Source organism: Paenibacillus sp. sgz302114 (genome assembly GCF_056120345.1).
Window position 1 is genome coordinate 204430 of the sequence record NZ_JBVYOI010000003.1, and the last position, 20533, is coordinate 224962.

Annotated in this window: 21 protein-coding genes and 1 riboswitch; of the genes, 2 read left to right on the plus strand and 19 right to left on the minus strand. The window is 51.5% G+C overall.

The features are described 5' to 3' along the window. Positions 1–127: 127 nt before the first annotated feature. Positions 128–1048, plus strand: coding sequence for a hypothetical protein (locus AC0LWF_RS10125; protein ID WP_474651424.1), 921 nt, complete (start codon positions 128–130; stop codon positions 1046–1048). Position 1049: 1 nt separating this feature from the next. Here AC0LWF_RS10125 and AC0LWF_RS10130 read toward each other — a convergent pair whose 3' ends face one another. Continuing rightward, positions 1050–1376: a rhodanese-like domain-containing protein gene (locus AC0LWF_RS10130; protein WP_474651425.1), complete on the minus strand. Its 327-nt coding sequence runs from the start codon at positions 1374–1376 to the stop codon at positions 1050–1052. Between the two features lie 276 nt (positions 1377–1652). Here AC0LWF_RS10130 and serA point away from each other — a divergent pair, with 276 nt between their 5' ends. Then, a complete protein-coding gene (serA, locus tag AC0LWF_RS10135) occupies positions 1653–3245 on the plus strand; it encodes a phosphoglycerate dehydrogenase (protein ID WP_474651426.1) in 1593 nt (530 codons plus the stop codon). Between the two features lie 470 nt (positions 3246–3715). Here the strand turns inward: serA and AC0LWF_RS10140 are convergent, their stop codons facing one another. From AC0LWF_RS10140 to AC0LWF_RS10225, 18 genes are all read right to left on the minus strand, one after another. Beyond that, on the minus strand, positions 3716–5131 hold the full coding sequence (locus AC0LWF_RS10140; RefSeq protein WP_474651427.1) for a HAMP domain-containing sensor histidine kinase: 1416 nt from the start codon (positions 5129–5131) through the stop codon (positions 3716–3718). Next, on the minus strand, positions 5132–5848 hold the full coding sequence (locus AC0LWF_RS10145; protein ID WP_474651428.1) for a response regulator transcription factor: 717 nt from the start codon (positions 5846–5848) through the stop codon (positions 5132–5134). A gap of 41 nt (positions 5849–5889) precedes the next feature. Beyond that, positions 5890–7149: a cytochrome c biogenesis protein CcsA gene (gene ccsA, locus AC0LWF_RS10150; RefSeq protein ID WP_474651429.1), complete on the minus strand. Its 1260-nt coding sequence runs from the start codon at positions 7147–7149 to the stop codon at positions 5890–5892. After that, entirely contained in the window at positions 7146–8810 is a 1665-nt protein-coding gene (resB, locus tag AC0LWF_RS10155; protein ID WP_474651430.1) for a cytochrome c biogenesis protein ResB, read from the minus strand. The genes ccsA and resB overlap by 4 nt, the downstream gene beginning before the upstream one ends. A 21-nt stretch (positions 8811–8831) precedes the next feature. Further along, entirely contained in the window at positions 8832–9362 is a 531-nt protein-coding gene (locus AC0LWF_RS10160) for a redoxin domain-containing protein (RefSeq protein WP_474651431.1), read from the minus strand. A gap of 103 nt (positions 9363–9465) precedes the next feature. Further along, positions 9466–10206, minus strand: a complete 741-nt coding sequence (locus AC0LWF_RS10165) for a pseudouridine synthase (protein WP_474651432.1) — start codon at positions 10204–10206, stop codon at positions 9466–9468. 182 nt (positions 10207–10388) lie between these two features. After that, a complete protein-coding gene (locus tag AC0LWF_RS10170) occupies positions 10389–10877 on the minus strand; it encodes a spore maturation protein (protein WP_177182578.1) in 489 nt (162 codons plus the stop codon). Between the two features lie 37 nt (positions 10878–10914). Then, positions 10915–11604: a nucleoside recognition domain-containing protein gene (locus tag AC0LWF_RS10175; protein WP_474651433.1), complete on the minus strand. Its 690-nt coding sequence runs from the start codon at positions 11602–11604 to the stop codon at positions 10915–10917. Further along, the gene (locus AC0LWF_RS10180) at positions 11598–12734 is read right to left on the minus strand and encodes a D-alanyl-D-alanine carboxypeptidase family protein (RefSeq protein ID WP_474651752.1); all 1137 of its coding nucleotides are present in this window, start codon (positions 12732–12734) and stop codon (positions 11598–11600) included. The genes AC0LWF_RS10175 and AC0LWF_RS10180 overlap by 7 nt, the downstream gene beginning before the upstream one ends. A 243-nt stretch (positions 12735–12977) precedes the next feature. Continuing rightward, entirely contained in the window at positions 12978–13433 is a 456-nt protein-coding gene (ytfJ, locus tag AC0LWF_RS10185; protein ID WP_474651434.1) for a GerW family sporulation protein, read from the minus strand. An 83-nt stretch (positions 13434–13516) separates the two neighbouring features. Next, a complete protein-coding gene (locus AC0LWF_RS10190) occupies positions 13517–14212 on the minus strand; it encodes a DUF2953 domain-containing protein (RefSeq protein WP_474651435.1) in 696 nt (231 codons plus the stop codon). Between the two features lie 64 nt (positions 14213–14276). Beyond that, a complete protein-coding gene (gene scpB, locus AC0LWF_RS10195; RefSeq protein WP_474651436.1) occupies positions 14277–14933 on the minus strand; it encodes an SMC-Scp complex subunit ScpB in 657 nt (218 codons plus the stop codon). After that, positions 14902–15684 carry a segregation and condensation protein A gene (locus AC0LWF_RS10200; protein ID WP_474651437.1) on the minus strand — a complete coding sequence of 261 codons (783 nt, stop codon included), beginning with the start codon at positions 15682–15684 and terminating at the stop codon, positions 14902–14904. The genes scpB and AC0LWF_RS10200 overlap by 32 nt, the downstream gene beginning before the upstream one ends. A gap of 278 nt (positions 15685–15962) precedes the next feature. Then, positions 15963–16433, minus strand: a complete 471-nt coding sequence (ribH, locus tag AC0LWF_RS10205) for a 6,7-dimethyl-8-ribityllumazine synthase (RefSeq protein WP_474651438.1) — start codon at positions 16431–16433, stop codon at positions 15963–15965. Positions 16434–16497: 64 nt separating this feature from the next. Continuing rightward, positions 16498–17718, minus strand: coding sequence for a bifunctional 3,4-dihydroxy-2-butanone-4-phosphate synthase/GTP cyclohydrolase II (locus AC0LWF_RS10210; RefSeq protein WP_474651439.1), 1221 nt, complete (start codon positions 17716–17718; stop codon positions 16498–16500). A gap of 20 nt (positions 17719–17738) precedes the next feature. Then, a complete protein-coding gene (ribE, locus tag AC0LWF_RS10215) occupies positions 17739–18419 on the minus strand; it encodes a riboflavin synthase (RefSeq protein WP_474651440.1) in 681 nt (226 codons plus the stop codon). A 41-nt stretch (positions 18420–18460) separates the two neighbouring features. Continuing rightward, positions 18461–19579 carry a bifunctional diaminohydroxyphosphoribosylaminopyrimidine deaminase/5-amino-6-(5-phosphoribosylamino)uracil reductase RibD gene (gene ribD / locus AC0LWF_RS10220; protein WP_474651441.1) on the minus strand — a complete coding sequence of 373 codons (1119 nt, stop codon included), beginning with the start codon at positions 19577–19579 and terminating at the stop codon, positions 18461–18463. Between the two features lie 158 nt (positions 19580–19737). Continuing rightward, positions 19738–19948, minus strand: a riboswitch (FMN riboswitch). Positions 19949–20098: 150 nt separating this feature from the next. Then, entirely contained in the window at positions 20099–20530 is a 432-nt protein-coding gene (locus AC0LWF_RS10225) for a peptidylprolyl isomerase (protein WP_090573944.1), read from the minus strand. Positions 20531–20533 lie beyond the last annotated feature (3 nt).

The following is a 20533-nucleotide window of genomic DNA, read 5'->3' on the forward strand; positions in this document are numbered from 1 at the left end:
CCTTTTCAAATCTTTTATCCTATACTTGTTTAGGACATCCGAAACATGACGTTCGTGCTAGATTTGCGGGAAGTCTATCAACCTCATTATACATATATATTTATTAATAGGACAAAGGGGATTCATAATGGAGAAACGACTAACACGTACCGAAATGTTCTTTAGCCTCGGGTTCCTATTCATGCTCATTGTCGCTGTTGGCGCCTTCTTCTATGGTGTACAGGTTGGATCAGACAAGACGGAAGCAAAGTTCGTTGAGAGCGCAAAGAGCTTATCCAGCAAAAGCGCCAAGATCGGCAGCTATCAGCAGCAGGACCTCGTATCATTCTATCATACTGTATTTTTACCTTATCGTGAATTTCAATCTGAATGGTTCGACACGATGCATAAGCTATCCACCTCGCAAATCAGCGATATCAGCTCTGCTCTGAAGGAGCTTGCAAGCATAGCGAATCAGAAATACAAAGAAGCGGAGCAAGCAAGCGTTCCGAATAGTGCATCACTGCTTCAATCGGCGCAGCTTGATCTGTTGAAGAGCCTCAAGATGTTCAGCGAGAATGCTCAGCGCGCTGCCGGGTCTTCCATGGATATGGAAGCCGGCGCGTTACTTAAAACGCTCAAGAAAGATCCATATTATATAGACGGCGTCAAATTCGCATTAAGCGGCCAACAGAATTACTACTCCGCAATGCAGAAGTGGGGCGCTTCGGTAGACCCGAACATCCCAAACAGCTTTAGCGCTACTTCGTCCATCAGCCTCAAAGGCTGGAGCGCACTACCGCTGACGATCAAGAATAAATTAATGGCCGATGAGCTGAACTCGCGTAAGCTGCTTGCGCCATACTACCCACAAGATCTCACCGCACGCGTCGATCAATTCATCGGCTCGGGCCAAGCTGCTACTATGAATAAGCGGACAGTCGCATCGGTCGTCGACTTGCTTATCCGTACGGACGCTGTTCGTCAAGGAGACTTTGCAGATAGCAAAGCGGAACTGTATGCCAAGCAATTAGTCCCGCAGCTGCCATTCTTCTTCCCAGAGAAATAACTTAGTCGTACTGAAAGCCTTCCAGAGAGGATACGGCAGCCATTCCGCCAACAACGTTGGTGAGGTTGCCGTATCCTCTTTCGCTTAAGTAACGGCAGACCGCGGCACTGCGTACGCCATGCGCGCAAATAATGTAGACTGGCTTCTCCATGCTAATCTGCTCCGCGCTTTCCTCGAAGGAGGATAACGGCATAAGCGTACTCTGATCGAGGTGATAATAGTTCCACTCTTCCTGCTCCCGCACATCGATGATCTGCTCATCGGCCAGCTTCCCGCTCTTGACCAGCTCCATGAAAGACTCTGGTTTCATATTGCTCCACTGCTCCACGTTCACTTCCCCCTCCTAATTAGTTGCGTCGATCATAACGAAATTTTCACAATTGAGCAAGTTTTAGTCATTGCTTTTATAGTTCTTCTTGCTATAAAATAGTAAACAATTATGCAGCCTTGTCTCGACATTAATCCGGTACAACATTAGCTTGACGTGTGATCGTGTGAATTGACCCTCACCTAAGCTGCTGCGTTTGTGCAATAGCTTTCAGGAGAGGGTCTTTCACTTCCACTATACATCTATCATACAAACGCTTTAGGAGGCAAATCCAACATGTTTAAAGTATTGGTATCAGATCCAATCAGCGATTTAGGCATTCAGAAGCTTATGGATGCAGATGATGTCATTGTCGACAAAAAGCCTGGATTAAGTGAAGATGAGCTAGTTGCAATTATCGGTGAATATGACGCACTTCTCGTGCGCAGCCAAACACGGGTTACAGCCCGTATTATGGAAGCCGGCAAAGCGCTCAAAGTGATCGGACGTGCAGGCGTCGGCGTAGACAATATCGACTTGGAAGCAGCTACTCAGCGCGGAATTATCGTTATTAACGCACCAGACGGCAACACGATTACAACTTGTGAGCACACGTTCGCGATGATGATGTCGGTAGCCCGCCACATTCCGCAAGCTTACCACAAGACGGTAGGCGGCGAATGGGACCGTAAGTCATTTGTAGGCGTTGAGCTTCGCGGCAAAATCCTCGGTGTTCTCGGCATGGGCCGCATCGGCAGCGAGGTCGCAAAACGTGCGAAAGCATTCGGCATGGTCATTTGGGGCTATGACCCATTCTTAACGGAAGAGCGCGCTGAGAAAATGGGCATCCGCCTATCCAGCGTTGACGACATCGTTCGTAACGCAGATTTCATGACGGTTCATACACCGCTTACGCCGGAAACGCGCCACATGATCTCGCGTCCGCAATTCGAAGTGATGAAGAAGGGTATGCGCATCGTAAACTGCGCACGCGGCGGCATCATTGATGAGCATGCGCTTGTAGAAGCTGTGGATCAAGGCATCGTTGCAGGCGCTGCGTTCGACGTATTCGAGGTTGAACCACCAGCAGCGGACCATCCGTTCCTGAAGCATCCGAAGATCATCGTAACTCCGCATCTTGGCGCATCGACAGTTGAAGCGCAAGAAAACGTTGCGATTGACGTTTCCGAGCAAGTACTTAACATTTTGCGCGAGCAGCCGTTCATGAACGCAGTGAACATGCCTCCTATCCCGGCTGATGTTCTGAACAAGCTGCAGCCTTACTTCGGTCTTGGCGAGAAGCTCGGAAGCTTCGTCGCTCAATTGATCGAAGGCGCAGTCGAAGAAATTACAGTGAGCTACGCAGGCGATCTATCCGAAGTCGACACGCAGCCGCTCACGCGTTATGTCGTACGCGGTGTGCTCTCTCATCACCTTGGCAAAGATCAAGTCAATGTCGTGAATTCGATGCATCTGGCAAAAGAACGTCACGTCAATATCGTTGTTCAAAAGTCGCATGTAGCGCGTGACTTCACGAACTCGCTCACTGTTGTGCTTCGTTCCAAAACAGCAACTCGCCAAGTAACAGGCACGATGCTTACTGGCTATGGTCCACGCATCGTTCAGATCGACCGTTTCCCAGTCGATGTTGCGCCAGAAGGCAATCTCATTCTGATCTCGCACAACGATAAGCCTGGTATCATCGGTAACGTTGGTACACTGCTTGGCAACAACAACGTCAACATTGCAACGATGCAAGTAGGTCGTGAGCTCGTAGGCGGCGCAGCTATTATGGTGCTGACTGTTGACAAAGGTGCATCCAAAGACGTTATTGCAGAGCTTGTGAAACTGCCTGATCTGAATAAAGCAAAAGAAATTAACCTCCTGTAACAAGTGTAAACGACTGACGCCGTCCTTATGGCAAAAGCTAACGTTTCGCGGAGACATTATAGAAATGCATATAAGCGAAGCATATAAATTCTATAATGTAATAAGCAGCGCCGCCCTTCTTCTGTTGGGCGGCGCTTTTGTTATGGGGATCGTGAGCGGGCGACTATCCATGAAAATGTTTCACGACCAACAAGATTTCTCTACTTCCTTCAACAAGAACCGACTTTATAATTGTTGAAAGCCGACCATCCATCACCGTCCGTCCGCCGGATCTCACGCTGCCTCACCATAGCAGCCTCTCAAGCAGCTGACACGGTCTCTCGATCAGCTTGCTCGAATATTCGACGGCATGAATAGGCTCGTGCCTCCAGCAACCCAATGCGGCAGGCTGAGCCGCCTTATCCATGGTCGTACGCATGCCAGGTGATTACTGAACAAAAAAGCCGTTCCCGAAGGAACGGCTTTTTGGGTTATTGCACTGGCAGCTTGATCGTAAATGTCGTTCCGGTTCCGAGCGTGCTTTCAGCCTTGATCGTGCCTCGGTGCGACTCGATAATGTTCTTCACGATGGCAAGCCCAAGGCCTGTCCCTCCAGATGACGCGCCGCGCGTACGCGCTTTGTCCGCTTTGTAGAACCGCTCGAAGATGAATGGCAGGTCCTCATTCGGAATGCCTTCTCCTTGGTCCCTCACCTTCAGCTCCACAAAAGGTTTATTGTCCACGGTAACCGGCTTCGCAGTTAGATGAATCTCGGCATGCTTAGCTGTATGCCGAATCGCATTGTCGAGCAAATTCGTGAGCACCTGCTCGAGACGGTCCTCATCCGCTTGCGCAATGATGAGCGGGCCATCAGGCAGCTCATAGCTCAGCGAAATCTCCTGCTCCTTGGCGAGCACCTGGAACTTGCGGTGCACACGCCGCACGAGCACAGACAGATCGGTAGCTACCAGCTTCATCTCGATATGACCAGCTTCCATGCGGGCAAGATCAAGCAAGTCTTTCACAAGCCGTCCCATACGAAGCGACTCTTCATATATGACCTGCGCGAGCTCCTTGCGCTCTTCCGGCGAGCCTGCAATATCGTCCAGCAGCGCTTCGCTGTAGCCTTGCAGCATAGAGAGCGGCGTCCGAATCTCATGTGAGACATTCGCAACGAAATCACGGCGGAGCTTCTCGAGCTTCGACTCCTCCGTTACGTTTCGCATAACGGCTACTGCGCCGCGAACGGTATCGTTCGACTTGAGCGGTGCCATAACTACAGACCAGACGCCACTCTGTACGTGGACTTTGTCCGTTAAATCCTTGCCCTCCCGAAGCACCTTGCGGAACAGCTCGAAGAGCGGTCCCGGCACTTGCGTTTGTGGACGGTAATCTTCCGCCCACTCCAGCTCGTTCCACGCTTCGATGAGCTCTTGACCGTGCGGATTCGCCAGAATGACCTGGCCTTCTGCATCGAAGGTGACAACCGCATCAGCCATACTGCGATGAACGCTCGCCAAATGCTCCTTCTCGTGATTCAGATCACGGATGAGCGTGTCCAGCTCAGAAGCCATATGGTTGAACGTATTCGCCAGCTCACCGATTTCGTCCGTTGAACGAATGGGAACCCGCGTCCGGTATTCACCTTGTGCGATCAAGTCCGCCGCTTTCTTCATTTGCAGCAAGGGCTGCGTAATCTTGGTCGATAGGAAGAACGCGAAGAACGTAGATAATAGAAACCCGATAATGGATGTATACACGAACAGCATCTTCACATCATGCGAATTCTTCTTGAACGCTAGATCTATATATTGCAGCAGGAACATGCCTAGAATAAGCAGCACAACTGCAACAAGCACAATAATCGTAATCCACAGCTTGCCGACAACGCTACGCCAAATCTTCACTTACTTCGGCACCTCTAGCTTATAGCCTACGCCCCAAACGGTAGTAATCATCATCGCCGCTTCCGGAGAAACTTTGTTCAGCTTCTCGCGCAGACGCTTCACATGCGTGTCGACGGTACGAAGATCACCGAAAAACTCGTAATTCCAGACGTCTTTCAACAGCTCTTCACGCGAGAACACCTTGTCCGGGGAAATCGCGAGGTAGTGCAGCAATTCATATTCTTTCGGCGTCAGACTGACTTCCTGACCGCCTGCCATAACGCGATGCGCATCATGCTCGATGATGAGATGCGGGAACACAATGTTGTTGCTCGTGATCGCTTCCTTCGTCAGGAATGCCGTCGCCGACGAGCGGCGGAGGATCGCTTTTACCCGATAGATCACTTCGCGCGGGCTGAACGGCTTCACGACATAATCGTCGGCACCGACTTCAAACCCTTGCACTCTGTTCATCTCTTCGCCCTTGGCAGTCAACATAATGACAGGTGTAGCCTTAATCTGGCGGAGTCTCGAGCACACTTCAATCCCGTCTATGCCTGGCAGCATGACGTCGAGCAGAATGAGATCAAAATCGTTCGCCGTTGCAAGGCGAAGCGCAGTCTCGCCATCTTCCGCTTCTTCAATGACGTACCCTTCCTTCTCCAGGTACATCTTAAGCAGTCTGCGAATACGCTCTTCATCATCAACAACGAGAATACGGTGAAGTTCTTCTGACATGTCCCTCAAGTCTCCTCTCAAGTCTTAACTTAATCGCGATCTTAAACACCTGCATAGGAGTGCAAGCCGACAAGGACAAGGTTAACCCCGATCAGCGTGAACATAACAACGACGAAGCCGATAACGGCAAGCCAAGCCGACTTGGAGCCGTGCCAGCCGCGGGATAGGCGGAAGTGCAAGTAAGCCGTGTAATAAAGCCAAGTAATGAGCGCCCATACTTCTTTCGGGTCCCAGCCCCAGAAGCGCGACCACGCAATATATGCCCAGATCATCGCAAAAATCAACGCACCTAGCATAAAGATCGGATAACCGATCGCGATCGCCCGGTAGCTGATTTCGTCGATATCGTCCGCATCAATATCACCAAGAAGCGGGTTAATCGCAGCTCCAATCCGCTTGCGAAGTGCAAGGCGGAGTAAACCGTATAGAATCGTACCGTTAATGATCGACCACGAGATGGTGTTCAGCTTGCGCGCTGCATTAACGCCTTTCATCCAGTGCGGCGTTTCAAACAGCGGTTCTTTCATGCCCAAGAACGAATCAACTGCAACGACTTGACTGTTGTAAGGCTTGAAGATCGGCGGAAGCGAGTACTCGACTGTCTCCGTCGTGGAGCTCTCAACGCCTTTCGCATCGATCGTTACATTCTCTTGCGTGAATGATGCTTCGTAGCCCGCGCCGCGGAAAGCAAACACGGAGCTGATAAACGCGATAATGATGATAATGACATACAGCGTGAACTCCACCCAGCGCTGCTCGCGTCTTGCTTTCTCGCTAGTTTGCTTGAAGTCGACCGTGCGAAGCAAGTACATGAGGCCAGCTGCAAAACCGACCGCGAAGAATGCTTCACCTGTTGCGGCTGTCGTTACGTGAACCTTCAGCCAGATCGATTGCAGCGCCGGGATGAGCGGCTGCACTTCTTGCGGGAACACCGCTGCGAATGCCACGATAATGACGACAAGCGGCAGTGTGAACAAGCCTAGCAGCGGCTTGCGGTAAATTGCATTGACGATGATGAAGGCGAACATAATCGCCATCCCCAGGAACGTCATGAACTCGTACATGTTACTGGTCGGGATATGACCTCCGCCCGCCCAACGTGTAAAGAAGAACGTCAGATGCGAAGCGAAGCCGAGCAGTGAGACGATGTAAGCGACGCGCCCCCAGCGGCGCACATGCTCCTCTGGGCTCCGGTTGCTCCACTTGCGCCCGAGCGCCGTAACGCCATATAACATAAAGCCAAAGCAGTATAGAAAGAATGCGACGATAAACGCGTCGCTGCTGAAATCAAGCAAACTCACGATTTGTTCCTCCCGTTATCGAGCGACTTCGGCTCTACGACGATGCCTATACCACGTAGCGCGGAAGCGACCTCGGCACGCATGCCGTAATTATTCTTGTTCGTATGTGCGCCAAGCGTCACTTGTCCGTCATCGATACGAAGCCATATTCTGCGGTGATGCCAGTAAGAGCCGATGAGCAGGCCGAACATCGAAATCCCGGCGCCGAACCAGATGTATGGCATTGCGCGATCTGTGCGGATATTCAGCGACGTCTCTACAGGAGCAAACTCTACGCCAGTCATAGCCGGCACCTTGATCTCAAACCGCTTGGCAAGATCACCGTTAATCATATCCTGGCTGAAGCGGACTTTATCGTTCTGCTTCGGAAAATACATATACGGCTCGCCGCTAGGAGCGAGGTCCGGTCCCTTCAGAACGAATACGAACGCAGGCGCATTCGGCTCGCGAGACTTCGTCGTCGGCTTGCCTTCCGCATCAAGCGCAAAGTCCATATACGTTTGCTTCAGTTCAAGCGTATAAGGTCCGAGGCTGTACGCAAGCTTCGGATCCTTCATCTCCAGATTGAACGGACCATACGTCTTGCCTGTTTTATGATCGATCAGCACCGGATTGACCGCCGCAAGCTTAGGCGTATCGTCGAATCCGAACTGATAAGCTTTCAATCCCTTATAAGAAAGCGGGTCATTCACGACGATATCGTGCTGCTTAACTTCTGTCAGCTGCGGCTGCTTCGACGGATCGTCGCAATCGGTGCTGCACGTATACAGCACTGCTCTCGTCTCATAGAGCTTGGCACGGGCAGTACCTTTGAGCTCCTTAGGAAGCTCCGCATCCGTATAATAGACGATCGTGAATTTCTCGTTCTTAATATAGTACTTCGTGTCGGGGATCTGGACGGTCGAGCCTTCCGGCACCGTCACGTAGTTATCCATCGCCCAGCCTGGCAGCGACCTGAGCAATACGGCAAGAAGGAACACGATGAGGCCGATATGGTTAATATAAGGACCCCAGCGGCTGAACCGGTATTTCTCCGCGAGCAGCGCATTGCCATCTTGGTGAACGCGGTAATGCTTGCGCTTCAATTGCTCACCAAGGCTGCTTGTCCACGTTTCTTCCGAACCTTCTACCCTACCTGCGTATACCGTCTTCTGGCGGGTCAGGAAGGTGTTATGCTTGCGGATTTGCTGCTTATTGAGTGCTCGGTACAGTGGCAGCACCCGATCAAGGCTGCATATAACGAGCGAAGTGCCAATCATGACAAGCAGAAGGATAAACCACCATGACTCGTACGTATTCGAGAAGCCGAGCTTGTAATACCATTTGCCGATCCAGCCATATCGTTCCTCATAATAGGTAGAGGGATCGAATGAAATGAAGGCATTTTCCTGTGTAAAAATCGTTCCAATCATCGCCGCCAGCAGCGTAATGATAATGAGCCGGATCGCGACTTTAACCGACGAGAAGAACTTCCATACGCGGTCGATCACATTCGGATTGGACTTCTGCGAGCGGCGGGCGATGCCGTCGTAACGCATTTCAAGCGGCGCATCATTGTCCTGTTCACCGGCTTCGAGCGGATAGCCGCAGCTTTCGCACAAGACGGTGCCTACCGGATTCTGGTGGCCGCACTCGCATTTCGTATTTTCAAACTCTAACACCTGTAGCTACCTCCTTCACGGCTAGGACTTCAGCAGCTTCGTGATGCGCTCATCCATGTCCTTTTCCGCCATTGCACCGACGAAAACATCCATAATCGTTCCGTCTGGCTTCACAAAGAAGGTAGTAGGATACGACCTTAAACCGTATTTACTCTGTACATCGTTGCGTTCGTTGCGCAGAATCGTGTAATTGATGTCGTATTGCTTCACGAAATTGTTTACAGCCATGCTGTCTTCACCTAAATTAATGCCAACTACTTCGAGCGGTTCCCCGCTATGCTTCTTGTACTGGGCGACCAAATCCGGCGTCTCCGTTACACAGCCCGGACAATATGTACCCCAAAAATTGATGACAAGCGCCTTCCCTTTGTAATCCGACAGCCGATGGGTCTTCCCGTCCGTGCCAAGGAGCGCAAACTCCGGAGGCTTGGACCCTTTGCGAGGAAGCTGTCCGTCCTTCGCTGCAAACAACGAGTGACCGATCGCATAACCTCCGAGCAGCAGGACGCCGAGAAAAATAACCAATTGAATCATTCTGCGGTTCGATTTCATAAAGTAACGTCATTCACCGCCTGTTCTTATGCTGCAAAATACTTCATTTGGACTATATTCATTATAACGAAAACTGGACGGCAATTGAGGTTGCCGCCGCTTGTTATTTTTGAATTTTATGTGTCTTGGTCGCCGCTCCGCGCAGCTCTTGGACTTCCTTCGGCGTTAAATGGCGGAACTTGCCACGGGCTAGTCCATGCAAGCCGAGATCGCCGAAACGTATTCTTCTCAGCAGAATTACAGGATGGTTGATCGCGTCGAACATCCGGCGTACCTGACGGTTCCGTCCTTCATAGATCGTAATCGTAATCGTTGCCTGATTCTTCTCTGTGTTAACATCGTGATATTCAACTTCAGCAGGCGCAGTCATTCCGTCCTCAAGCAGAATGCCTTGCTGCAGCCGCTCCAGAGCGGAACCGTGCGGAACGCCCTTCACTGTCGCCCAATACGTCTTCGGCACGTGATGGCTTGGATGCGTCAGCAAATTGGCGAATTCGCCGTCGTTCGTCAGCAGCAGCAGCCCTTCCGTATCGTAATCCAGCCGTCCGACCGGATAAACACGCTCTTTAATGCCTGGCAAGTAATCCTTAACAACCTTACGGCCTTGCGGATCGCTTGCGCTTGTAATAACGCCTTTCGGCTTATGAAGCATTAGATAAAGCTTGCTCTCGCCTTTGATCTGGCGCCCTTTAACCGTAATAACATCCACGGCCGGATCAGCCTTCACGCCGAGCGTTGTGACCGGTTCTCCATTAACCTCGACAACACCGGACAAAATCAATTCCTCACATTTGCGGCGCGATGCGACTCCCGCCTGCGCTAAAATCTTCTGTAAACGTTCCAAATGATCTTCACCTCACCCACCATCATACCCTAAATGATACAAGGAAAGAAAGTGCAGGTACTCCAAATAAGCTGGCTGCTTGGCATAACAATGGTTTATGTTGGAATGCCAAACAGCCCTCATAAGCGAATACCGCTATATAGGCGGCGTTCAGCTAACTTGGGCTTGTATTCTAAGTACGATTATTGGAAGACGATAAGACAAACGATGATTGCAGCTAAAAACCCGACCAAATCGGAGAATAGTCCAACTTTAAGCGCATACTTGCTTCTGCGAATGCCGACTGCGCCGAAATAAACGGTTAACACGTACAGCGTTGTATCCGTGCTGCCTTGAATCGTCGAGGCAATCCGTCCGATCATCGAATCGGGTCCATAGGTCTTAATCAGCTCAGTCGTGAAAGCGAGCGAGCCAGCTCCTGTTAGCGGACGAAGCAGACCGAGCGGCAGCACTTCGCTTGGGATGCCAAGCCCGTCAAACAGCGGACGAATGAGCGACGCCATCATATCCATTGCTCCAGAGGCGCGGAACATGCTGATTGCTACCATCATGCCGACCAGATGCGGAATGATGTTGATGGCGGTACCGAAGCCATCCTTGGCCCCTTCGATGAACGTTTCGTAGACCGGCACTTTTTTGAATGCGGCATAAAGCGGGATGAAAACTATCATGAACGGGATCAGCCAGGCTGATATCGTCGTGATCCATTCATACAATGGCCTCACCCTTTCCTTGTCCTGAAGCGGCAGCCCCAGGCGGCGCTTGCGGCATCGCATCGCTATGATGCTTGCTGGCATGATCGGTCCACTTTGGCGGTTTACGCTTGTCTCGTGTGCGGTACCAACGGTCCGCGAATATGGCTGCTGCGGTTGCAATTAAAGTGGCTGCAAGTGTTGTGCCGACGATTTCGGCGGGGTGTACGGAGCTGTAGGTCATTCGAATGGCAATTAACGTAGTTGGTACGAGGGTTATACTTGATGTATTGAGCGCCAGCAGCGTGCACATCGCCGCTGACGCTGTTTCTTTATCGGGATTGAGCTTCTGAAGCTCCTGCATCGCTTTAATCCCCATTGGCGTTGCGGCATTGCCGAGTCCCAATATGTTGGCGCTCATGTTGCTCATAATGTAACCAAGCGCCGGATGCCCTTTGGGCACATCTGGGAATAGAAACCGCACGACGGGCTGAAGCATAACCGCAATCTTGCGTAGCAGTCCTGCATCTTCGCCGATGCGCATAAGCCCCATCCAGAACACCATGACGCTGATGAGGCCAAAGCTGACCGTGACGCCGCTCTTGGCGCCTTCAAACGCCGCTTCGGTTAAAGCTTCCATTCTGCCATTTACGATAGCGCAGACGAAGCTGACGACTATGAAGAATAGCCAAATAAAGTTTACCATCCCGCCGCCTCCTTCCCACCAAACAAGGTCGACAAGGTCGATTTTAATGCATGCCAGAACGTATCGGATGAAAGGGTGCCGAATGCCGCCGCAGACGAATCACCGCCGATTACCCAAGATGGCTTATCCGCTGCTTTAATGCGCTGGCTCTGTGAATCATACACCGGTGTCGAGCCGATCTTCGTTTCACCGACGAACCAGTCGATCGTTCCTCGCTCACCTAGCAAATACGCCGTTGTCTTCATATTGATGAGGTTCATCTTCGAGTGAAGCTGTTCCTTCTCGCCTTCGGCAAACGGATAAACGAGCGTGCGCCCGACCGCGAACGGATAGCCGTTGATCGGCTGCCCTTTATGTGCAACCTCGCTCAGATGATAATTAGCAAAGCCGAAATCGAGCATCTTCTGATGATCGTTCCAATCATCGCCATCATTCAACGTAACCGCGACAAGCTGCTGACCATCGCGTGTTGCCGAACTGACAAGGCAGCGAAGCGACTTTTTCGTATAGCCGGTTTTGACACCGTCCGCTCCATCGTACATCGTGAGCATTTTATTTTTATTTTTCCAAAGATAGTCCCATTGATCGTTCGGATTCGGCGCGGTTTTGCGCTGTGTCTTCACAATCTCCTTGAATATCGGATTCTTCAGCGCATAAGCCGTCAGCTTCGCGAGATCGTTCGCAGATGAATAATGCCCTTCCGCATCGAGACCGCTCGGATTCATGAACTGCGAATTCTCAAGCCCAAGCATCTGCGCCTTCTCGTTCATCATGAGCACGAACCCTTCCTCAGAGCCGCCGACATGCTCGGCAATTGCTGTAGCAGCATCATTGCCGGACCTCAGCATCAGCCCATACAGCATATTGTGAAGGGTCATCTTCTCCCCACGCTGCAAATAAATCGAGGAGCCTTCTTTGCCCGCCGCGCGAATGCTCGTCTGTACCATATCGTTCAGATTGCCATGTTCAATCGCGACGATCGCCGTCATGATCTTTGTCAAACTCGCGATGAGCATCGGCTTGTCCCCATTATGGCTGAACAGAATCCGTCCAGATTCAACATCAATAAGCGCAGCTCCTCTCGCATGTGTCGTCACTGTTCGATTCGGTCCTTCAGCTGCCGAAGCCATATGAGTATTCGCTGAAGGCAAGCCCGAGAAGAAGATGCAGCTGGCAGCAAACACGCGAAATAGACCGATTGTTAAGCGGGTAAGCCTCATACAGTTCCTCCTAGTCTCCAAATGCGCGATCAAAAAACAAACATCCTTGTACAGTATATGAATGGGACATGAAATTATCCCAACCTGTCCAAAGGCTTAAATAGGGAGTGATAAAAAAAAGAAACCGCCCACATGGGACGGTTCCTTTCTCCTTTAATGGCCATCCATACTTTCGATGAGAACGGATTCCAATCCACTATCGCTCGTTGACGAATTTTTCTTGAACATGGTTTGAATTTTCTCGAACACCTGTGGCGCGGAATCAATAACTTTTTCCATAAGATGGGTCTGGTTATCAAGCGGTACAATCCGGACACCTTGACTGCCTACAACGAGAAAAGCAATCGGCGTAATGGAGACGCCTCCGCCGCTACCGCCGCCAAATGGCAGCTGCACATCTGCGTTATGGGCATCCCCCTTCGAACTATGCTCGTCGAAGCGAATATCGCTGCCGCCTGCTACGAACCCGAAGCCAACTTTGCTTATTGGCATTATGACGCTGCCGTCAGGGGTTTGGACAGGGTCGCCGACAATCGTGTTGACATCGACCATTTCCTTAATATTTTCCATTGCGGTTTGCATTAAGCCTTGAATTGGATGGTCAGTCATCGTAAGTTTCGTCCTCCTTGATCGAAGCGTTAATCTGCACCTTGCCGAATATAGCGTTCCCTTGCACAATGCTCATTATGTAATTAACTGCGCATGAGGATTCGCTGTAGACCCATGAATCCGCCTGGTATATTCTGGGCTTTACGCATTTTGAAGATAAGACGGATGGCTGCGAAGATCGCATACCCAAACGATAGCTTCGCCGTGAATTGGCCTTCTGTCTTGAAGTAAGCACGCTGATAAACGGGATCGACCGATACCTTCGGCTCGGCTGTCAGTCGAATGAACTGTGACAGCACACCGATCGCGGTTGTCTTCACTGACCAGATGAGACCTGTCAACATTGCCGTCCACATCGCATCATCCACGCCTACAGTCGTCTGCCATTTCCACTCTGTCAGCTTCACGTGGGAAAGTGTTTTGCGAACCCAGCCCAACATATCTTGCGTCTGCTTCAGCAGCAGCTGTGCCCGGTCGATCGACTGCATAATGGTGTGAGAGTTGATATGCTTCATGTGCGCATCGGTTTCCGATCCGCCGGCATTCTCTGCCGTCTTCTCTTCCTTGACCTCCACGTTCGTTAACTTAAACTTGACGATTGGTAGCTGCCAATGATAGTGGATAAGCCCAAACAGCGCACGAATGCGAAGCTCGGCATCATCATCGGTACCGATCCGCTGCATATGCCCTCGAATGACAACTGGCGAAAGCGCAGCAATAAGCAGCAGCAAAAAAAAGAGACCTGTCCCGATCATCCATCCGAACGGGTAGCCAAGCATAGCGCTTCCCCCATTTCCCTTAATAGGTCGGATATAGTATGACCTTGCGGACAAATCTCATTCTTTAATCTTCTTGCTCCTTATGCGATTCGGAATCAAGTTCTGAATCCGAATCCAAATCAGGCATCGGCATTTCTTCAATCGTCATCTGACGACCTTCGAACCGTTCAAACAGCAATTGGGTCTGCTCATCGAGCGAATCATCCGGAATCGACGACGGCTCCGGAAGTGCATCGAGGCCAGCAAGGCCAAAGTAATCGAGGAAGGACTTGGTCGTGCCATACAGAATCGGACGGCCGATCTGCTCGGCACGGCCCACCTCTTCAATTAGATCCTTGTTAACGAGCGATTGAAGCGCCCTGTCGCTCTTCACGCCGCGAATCTCTTCAATTTCAACTCGCGTGATCGGCTGGCGATAAGCGACAATCGACAATGTCTCCAGTGCAGCTTGCGATAAGCTCGAACGTGACGGCGCATAAGCCATACGTTCAAAATAAGCCGCATGCGCCGGATTCGTCGTCAGCCGGTATGCGCCAGCGACGAAGGAGACCTGTACGCCACGTTTCTTGCTCTTCAATTCCTTCGTGAGATCACCGACCAAACTTCCCGTTATTACTGCATCCAGCTGAAGAATTTCGGCAAGCTGCTTCGTCGTAAGCCCCTCATCTCCAGCCATAAACAGCAGTCCCTCAATAATCGACCTCAGTTTCGAGAAGTCCATCTAGGGCCGCATCCCCTCTCCAGTGCACGACAATATCATCAAACAGGCTGTTCTGAAAACAGCGAATATGCTTCATCTTCATCAGCTCGAGAATCGCCAGGAATGTCACCACAATCTCATGCCGGCTCATATCCTCTCGGATTAGCTTAGAGAAGCGAACCGTCTCGAATTCGCGCAGCACATCGATGATATCTCGAATCCGGTCTTTAACCGAAATCTCATCACGCTGAATGGTTGCAATGACATTTCGTCTCGATGCTTTGCGAAGCGCCTTCCGGAAAGCAGCAATGAGATCGCCGACATTTAAGCCTTTGACCGGATTCTCAGGCACGACTTTCATGAATGGCGTCAAATCTTCCGGTTCCTTCGTGTATACGAGGCTGCGCTCAAATTCCTGTTCCCTGAGCTGCTCGGCGATTTGCTTATATTTGCGGTACTCCACCAGCTTCGCGATGAGCTCATCACGAGGGTCCAGCCCATCATCGGGCCATTCCTCATATTGGTCATCATCAATGATCGGCGGCTTCGGCAGCAGCTGCTTGCTCTTAATGGAGAGCAGAGTTGCCGCCATGACGAGGAATTCGCTCGTTACCTCGAGCTCAAGCTCCTGCATCGCATTCAAATAGTCCATATATTGATCCGTAATTTCGCTGATGGACACCTCATGAATGTCGATTTCCGCTTTATCAATAAGATGAAGCAGCAGATCGAGCGGGCCTTCGAACGATTCCAGTTTATACGTCACCGCCATGGCGAGTGCCAACTCCTAAACATGAAAAATGATTTACTTTAAACCCTAGTCGATAAAATTCGCTGCGCGTGCAGGATCGTTGTTCCGATCGCTGTTGTATTTCGATTCCCCTTATCTTATAAGGCAATTTATTGTAGAAATCGAACTACAAAGGCGCAAATGATAGGCGTAAACAACGCAGATCATTTCGCCTAGGCGACCGCTAACGCTTCTCCACTAACGATTCTGCCCTCTTCGCTTCTAGTATCACACAAATTTCAATACAACGAAATAGCTTATTAGCCTTGAAGCACTTTCGTCAAATTCACCATTTCAATAGCAGTAACAGCCGCTTCCCAGCCTTTGTTGCCGGCTTTCGTGCCTGCACGCTCAATCGCTTGCTCGATCGAATCTACCGTCAGTACGCCGAAAATCGTCGGAATGCCTGTTTTCAGGCCGATTGCCGCAACGCCCTTAGCCGCTTCATTGCACACATAGTCAAAATGTGGAGTTGATCCCCGAATAACCGCGCCAAGCGTGATGACTGCATCATACTTGCCGCTCTCCGCCATCTTCTGAGCGATGAGCGGAATTTCGAATGCGCCTGGAACCCATGCTACATCGACTTCGCTATCTGCTGCGCCATGTCGCTTGAACGCATCAAGCGCGCCGCCAAGCAGCTTGCTGGAAATAAATTCGTTGAAACGGCCGACTACGACGCCGTAACGTAAACCTTCAGAAATTAAATGGCCCTCAAATACATGTGGCATTAATGATTCATCCTCTCGTATGTCCCTTTAATATATAAAGGGTTATCTGTTATTTGGATTCGTATTAGTTGGTTACATCGTCGAACTTAAGCAGATGGCCTAGCTTCGATTTCTTCGTTTGCAAGTAATTGTTGTTGCTTTCGTTCGAATCCATCTGAATCGGAACACGCTCGACCACTTCAATACCGTAGCCCTCAAGCCCGCGGATCTTACGAGGATTGTTCGTGAGCAGACGCATTTGGCGAATGCCAAGATCCTTCAAGATTTGAGCGCCTATACCATAATCGCGCAAGTCGGGAGCGAAGCCAAGTTTAATATTCGCATCAACGGTATCCAATCCCTGCTCCTGCAGCTGATAAGCCTTCAATTTGTTAATGAGGCCAATTCCGCGACCTTCCTGGCGCATATAGAGGAGTACGCCTTTGCCGGCTTCATCAATCTGGCGAAGCGCCGCTTCTAGCTGCGGACCGCAATCGCAGCGGTGCGAGTGGAATACATCGCCAGTCAAGCATTCCGAATGAACGCGGACAAGCGTTGCTTGTTCAGGATCAATATCGCCCTTGACAAGCGCAACATGCTCTTTGTTATCCACTTCGTTCGTGTAGGCTATAGCCCGGAATATCCCGAAGTCTGTAGGCATCTTCACATCGACGACGCGCTCCACGAGCTTCTCTTTCTCATTGCGGTAATGGATCAGCTCGCGGATCGTGATGAGCTTCAGTCCATGCTTCTCTTTGAATTCAATCAGATCCGGCAGACGCGCCATCGAACCGTCTTCCTTGATGATTTCGCAGATAACTGCAGCTGGCGCCGAGCCGCACATTCGCGCTAAGTCAATCGCAGCTTCGGTATGGCCTGCACGGCGCAGCACGCCGCCCTTCTTCGCTATAAGCGGGAAGATATGACCAGGTCTACGGAAGTCGTCCGCCTTCGTCTTCGGATCAATCATCGCTTGAACCGTCTGCGACCGCTCATACGCCGAGATGCCAGTTGATGTCGAGACATGGTCGACGGAGACGGTAAACGCTGTGCCATGGTAGTCGGTGTTGCGCTGTACCATAGGCGGCAGCTCCAGCTCTTCCGCTCGTTCCTGCGTAATTGGGACGCATACTAATCCGCGCGCTTCCGTAATCATGAAGTTGATGATTTCCGGTGTCGCTTTGCTCGCCAGTGCGATTAGATCGCCTTCATTCTCGCGGTCTTCGTCATCCACAACAATGACTGACTTGCCGAGCAGCAAATCCTGGATCGCTTCTTCAATCGTATTAAATGCTTGATCGCTCATTACGCTCACGCCCCTTATCTTTAGAAAAATCCGTTCTCAGCCAGAAACGCCGCCGTAATGCCGTTCTTTGCTGCCGGCTTGCTGCCTGCGTCAAGTGTGTCGCCGGCTCCTTTGAAATGGAGCAGATGATCGACGTACTTCCCGAGCACATCGCATTCAATATTAATGACGCTCCCCCCCTGCTTCCATTGAAGCGCGGTTTCACGCAGCGTGTGCGGGATTATAGAAACGGAGAAGCTATTATGATCTGCTCGCACGACGGTAAGGCTGATGCCATCCAGCGTAACCGAGCCTTGCGGAATGACGTAGCGCATGAGCGCTGGGTCATGCGGCCGGATCGTGAACACGACCGCGTTCACATCGTTCTCACGGGAGACGATTGCGCCTATGCCGTCCGCATGTCCTTGTACGATATGCCCGCCGAAGCGGCCGCCCGCCTGCATAGCCCGCTCGAGGTTCACTCGTTCGCCAGGACGCATATCTTTGAGGTTCGTATGTCGGAATGTCTGCGGCATCACATCGACGGTAAAAGCGTTCGGGTTCAATTCTGTCACCGTCAAGCAAACGCCATTTACTGCGATGCTGTCGCCGATTGCTGCATCCGTGAGGATACGCGAAGCTTCAATGGAAAGCACCATTGCCTCACCCTGTTTATACGTGCGCTTCAGCGTTCCGATCTCTTCAATAAGTCCTGTAAACATGCTTCGTTGTCCCCTCTCCCTTCGCTATAGTTTGGGGTTTATCAGCTGCGAGCAGCTGTATAATCCGGATAGCCGCTAAGCAGGAAGTCTTGCCCGACCCGCTCCACCTGCATCTCCTTGAATGCGATCGCATCTGCCATCAGCTCGAAGCCATGAAAATCAAACACGCCTGTTGCCTCGGCCCCGCCGATTACCTTCGGAGCGATGAACAGCAGCAGCTTGTCGATGAGGCCTTGCTCCAGCATTGCCCCGTTCAGCTTGCCGCCGCCTTCGAGCAAGATCGAACCGATCTCGCGCTCACCAAGCTTCCGCATCGCATCCGCAAGATCGACGCGGCTTCCGCTGCCGCAAGCGATCACTTCAGCGCCAGCCGCTTCAAGAGCAGCACGCCGCTCGGCGTCAGCTCCATCTACCGTGAGCACGATAACCCGTGCCGCCCGGTCCTGAAGCAGACGCGATTCAAGCGGCAGGCGCAGCTTCGAATCGACGACGATGCGCACTGGATGCACTGCCGGTACGCTCAATCGCGTCGACAGCTCTGGATCATCTGCCAGCGCGGTTTCCACGCCGACCATAATGCCCATATGCTGGTGCCGGAGCGTATGCGTTATCGCCCTCGCTTCCGGCCCGCTCACATACCGGCTGTCGCCAGTCTTGGCCGCAAGCTTGCCGTCCAGCGTCATAGCAGACTTCATCGTCACGAATGGCAGCCTCGTCACGATGTACTTGTTGAACATCTCGTTCATTCGCAGCGACTCTTGCTCAAGCAGCCCGACTTCCACTTCAATGCCGGCTTCACGCAGCCTTGCAACGCCTCTGCCTGCCACCTGTGGATTCGGATCCGTGCAGGCGACCACAACACGCTTCGCCTTCACGTCGATTATCCGCTCGCAGCATGGCGGAGTCCGCCCGTGATGGCTGCACGGCTCCAACGTGACGTACACCGTCGCGCCTTCCGCCTGATCGCCTGCCATCCCGAGCGCATGCACTTCAGCGTGTCCTTCACCGCGGCGAAGGTGTGCGCCGAGCCCAACAATTCGTCCATCCTTGACGACGACACAGCCGACGATCGGATTAATATCCGTCTGACCTTTCGCCTTCTGCGCCATATCGAGCGCAAGCCGCATATACATTTCATCATTCAACACTTCAATGGACATAACAAAAATCACCCCTTGGCGATTAGCCTACGGGGTGATGGGTTTCAAAAAACAGAAACGTGAAAGGGACGCATTCGAAGACACATTCAAACAAACTCAGCAACTATGTGAAAAAATGAACAAAGTTGGCGAGACATGAAAAAATGGAATTCGCGTACCGTCTCCTTCTCCCATCCAGACTATACTGTCGGTCCCGGATTTACACCAGGTCCACCGTTTCGCTTCGATTGTACTCCCTGCATAGGGTTCGCCAACTGAAGCAACCCGGGTCACGGACTGACAAAGTTAACAGCTGTCATTCGCTTAAACGAGAAGAGCAGCCCTTTGATCACCGCCGGTTGGGAATTTCACCCGACCCCGAAGGAAAAAACGCAAATACTTTGAGGAAATGTTACCACTTACGCCTTGAAAAAGCAACTTGTTTTGCACAATTCATACTTCTGGACTCGGCTTTATACACATTGCCCTATAACGCAAAACCCGCAGACGGTCACGGATGACCATTCTGCGGGTTCTAAATTACGCGTCGTAAACTTCGACTTTTTCCATTTTGTCGCGGCCTTGGAGTGCATCAACATGCTCCATGCCTTGAGTCACTTTACCAAACACCGTGTGACCGCCATCGAGGTGCGGTTGTGGCGCGTAAGTGATGTAGAACTGGCTGCCGCCTGTGTTACGGCCGGCATGCGCCATTGCAAGCGCACCGCGCTCATGCTTGTTCGGGTTGATCTCGCAGTTAATTTGGTAGCCGGGGCCACCAGTTCCAGTGCCGTTCGGGCAGCCGCCTTGAGCGACGAAACCAGGAATAACGCGGTGGAACGTCAAGCCGTTGTAGAAGCCGGAGTTCGCAAGCTTCTCGAAGTTAGCTACTGTGTTTGGAGCATCCTGATCGTGCAAATCGATGTGGACTTCCGAACCGTTAGCTAGTGTAATCTTTGCTTTTTTTGCCATTGT

Bases quoted from the DNA above. Each gene is read 5' to 3' on its own strand.
- AC0LWF_RS10125 (WP_474651424.1), top strand. From the start codon at position 128: ATGGAGAAACGACTAACACGTACCGAAATGTTCTTTAGCCTCGGGTTC.
- serA (WP_474651426.1), top strand. From the start codon at position 1,653: ATGTTTAAAGTATTGGTATCAGATCCAATCAGCGATTTAGGCATTCAG.
- AC0LWF_RS10145 (WP_474651428.1), bottom strand. From the start codon at position 5,848: ATGTCAGAAGAACTTCACCGTATTCTCGTTGTTGATGATGAAGAGCGT.
- AC0LWF_RS10160 (WP_474651431.1), bottom strand. From the start codon at position 9,362: ATGAAATCGAACCGCAGAATGATTCAATTGGTTATTTTTCTCGGCGTC.
- AC0LWF_RS10170 (WP_177182578.1), bottom strand. From the start codon at position 10,877: ATGATAGTTTTCATCCCGCTTTATGCCGCATTCAAAAAAGTGCCGGTC.
- AC0LWF_RS10175 (WP_474651433.1), bottom strand. From the start codon at position 11,604: ATGGTAAACTTTATTTGGCTATTCTTCATAGTCGTCAGCTTCGTCTGC.
- AC0LWF_RS10180 (WP_474651752.1), bottom strand. From the start codon at position 12,734: ATGGCTTCGGCAGCTGAAGGACCGAATCGAACAGTGACGACACATGCG.
- ytfJ (WP_474651434.1), bottom strand. From the start codon at position 13,433: ATGACTGACCATCCAATTCAAGGCTTAATGCAAACCGCAATGGAAAAT.
- AC0LWF_RS10190 (WP_474651435.1), bottom strand. From the start codon at position 14,212: ATGCTTGGCTACCCGTTCGGATGGATGATCGGGACAGGTCTCTTTTTT.
- scpB (WP_474651436.1), bottom strand. From the start codon at position 14,933: ATGGACTTCTCGAAACTGAGGTCGATTATTGAGGGACTGCTGTTTATG.
- AC0LWF_RS10200 (WP_474651437.1), bottom strand. From the start codon at position 15,684: ATGGCGGTGACGTATAAACTGGAATCGTTCGAAGGCCCGCTCGATCTG.
- ribH (WP_474651438.1), bottom strand. From the start codon at position 16,433: ATGCCACATGTATTTGAGGGCCATTTAATTTCTGAAGGTTTACGTTAC.
- AC0LWF_RS10210 (WP_474651439.1), bottom strand. From the start codon at position 17,718: ATGAGCGATCAAGCATTTAATACGATTGAAGAAGCGATCCAGGATTTG.
- ribE (WP_474651440.1), bottom strand. From the start codon at position 18,419: ATGTTTACAGGACTTATTGAAGAGATCGGAACGCTGAAGCGCACGTAT.
- ribD (WP_474651441.1), bottom strand. From the start codon at position 19,579: ATGTCCATTGAAGTGTTGAATGATGAAATGTATATGCGGCTTGCGCTC.
- AC0LWF_RS10225 (WP_090573944.1), bottom strand. From the start codon at position 20,530: ATGGCAAAAAAAGCAAAGATTACACTAGCTAACGGTTCGGAAGTCCAC.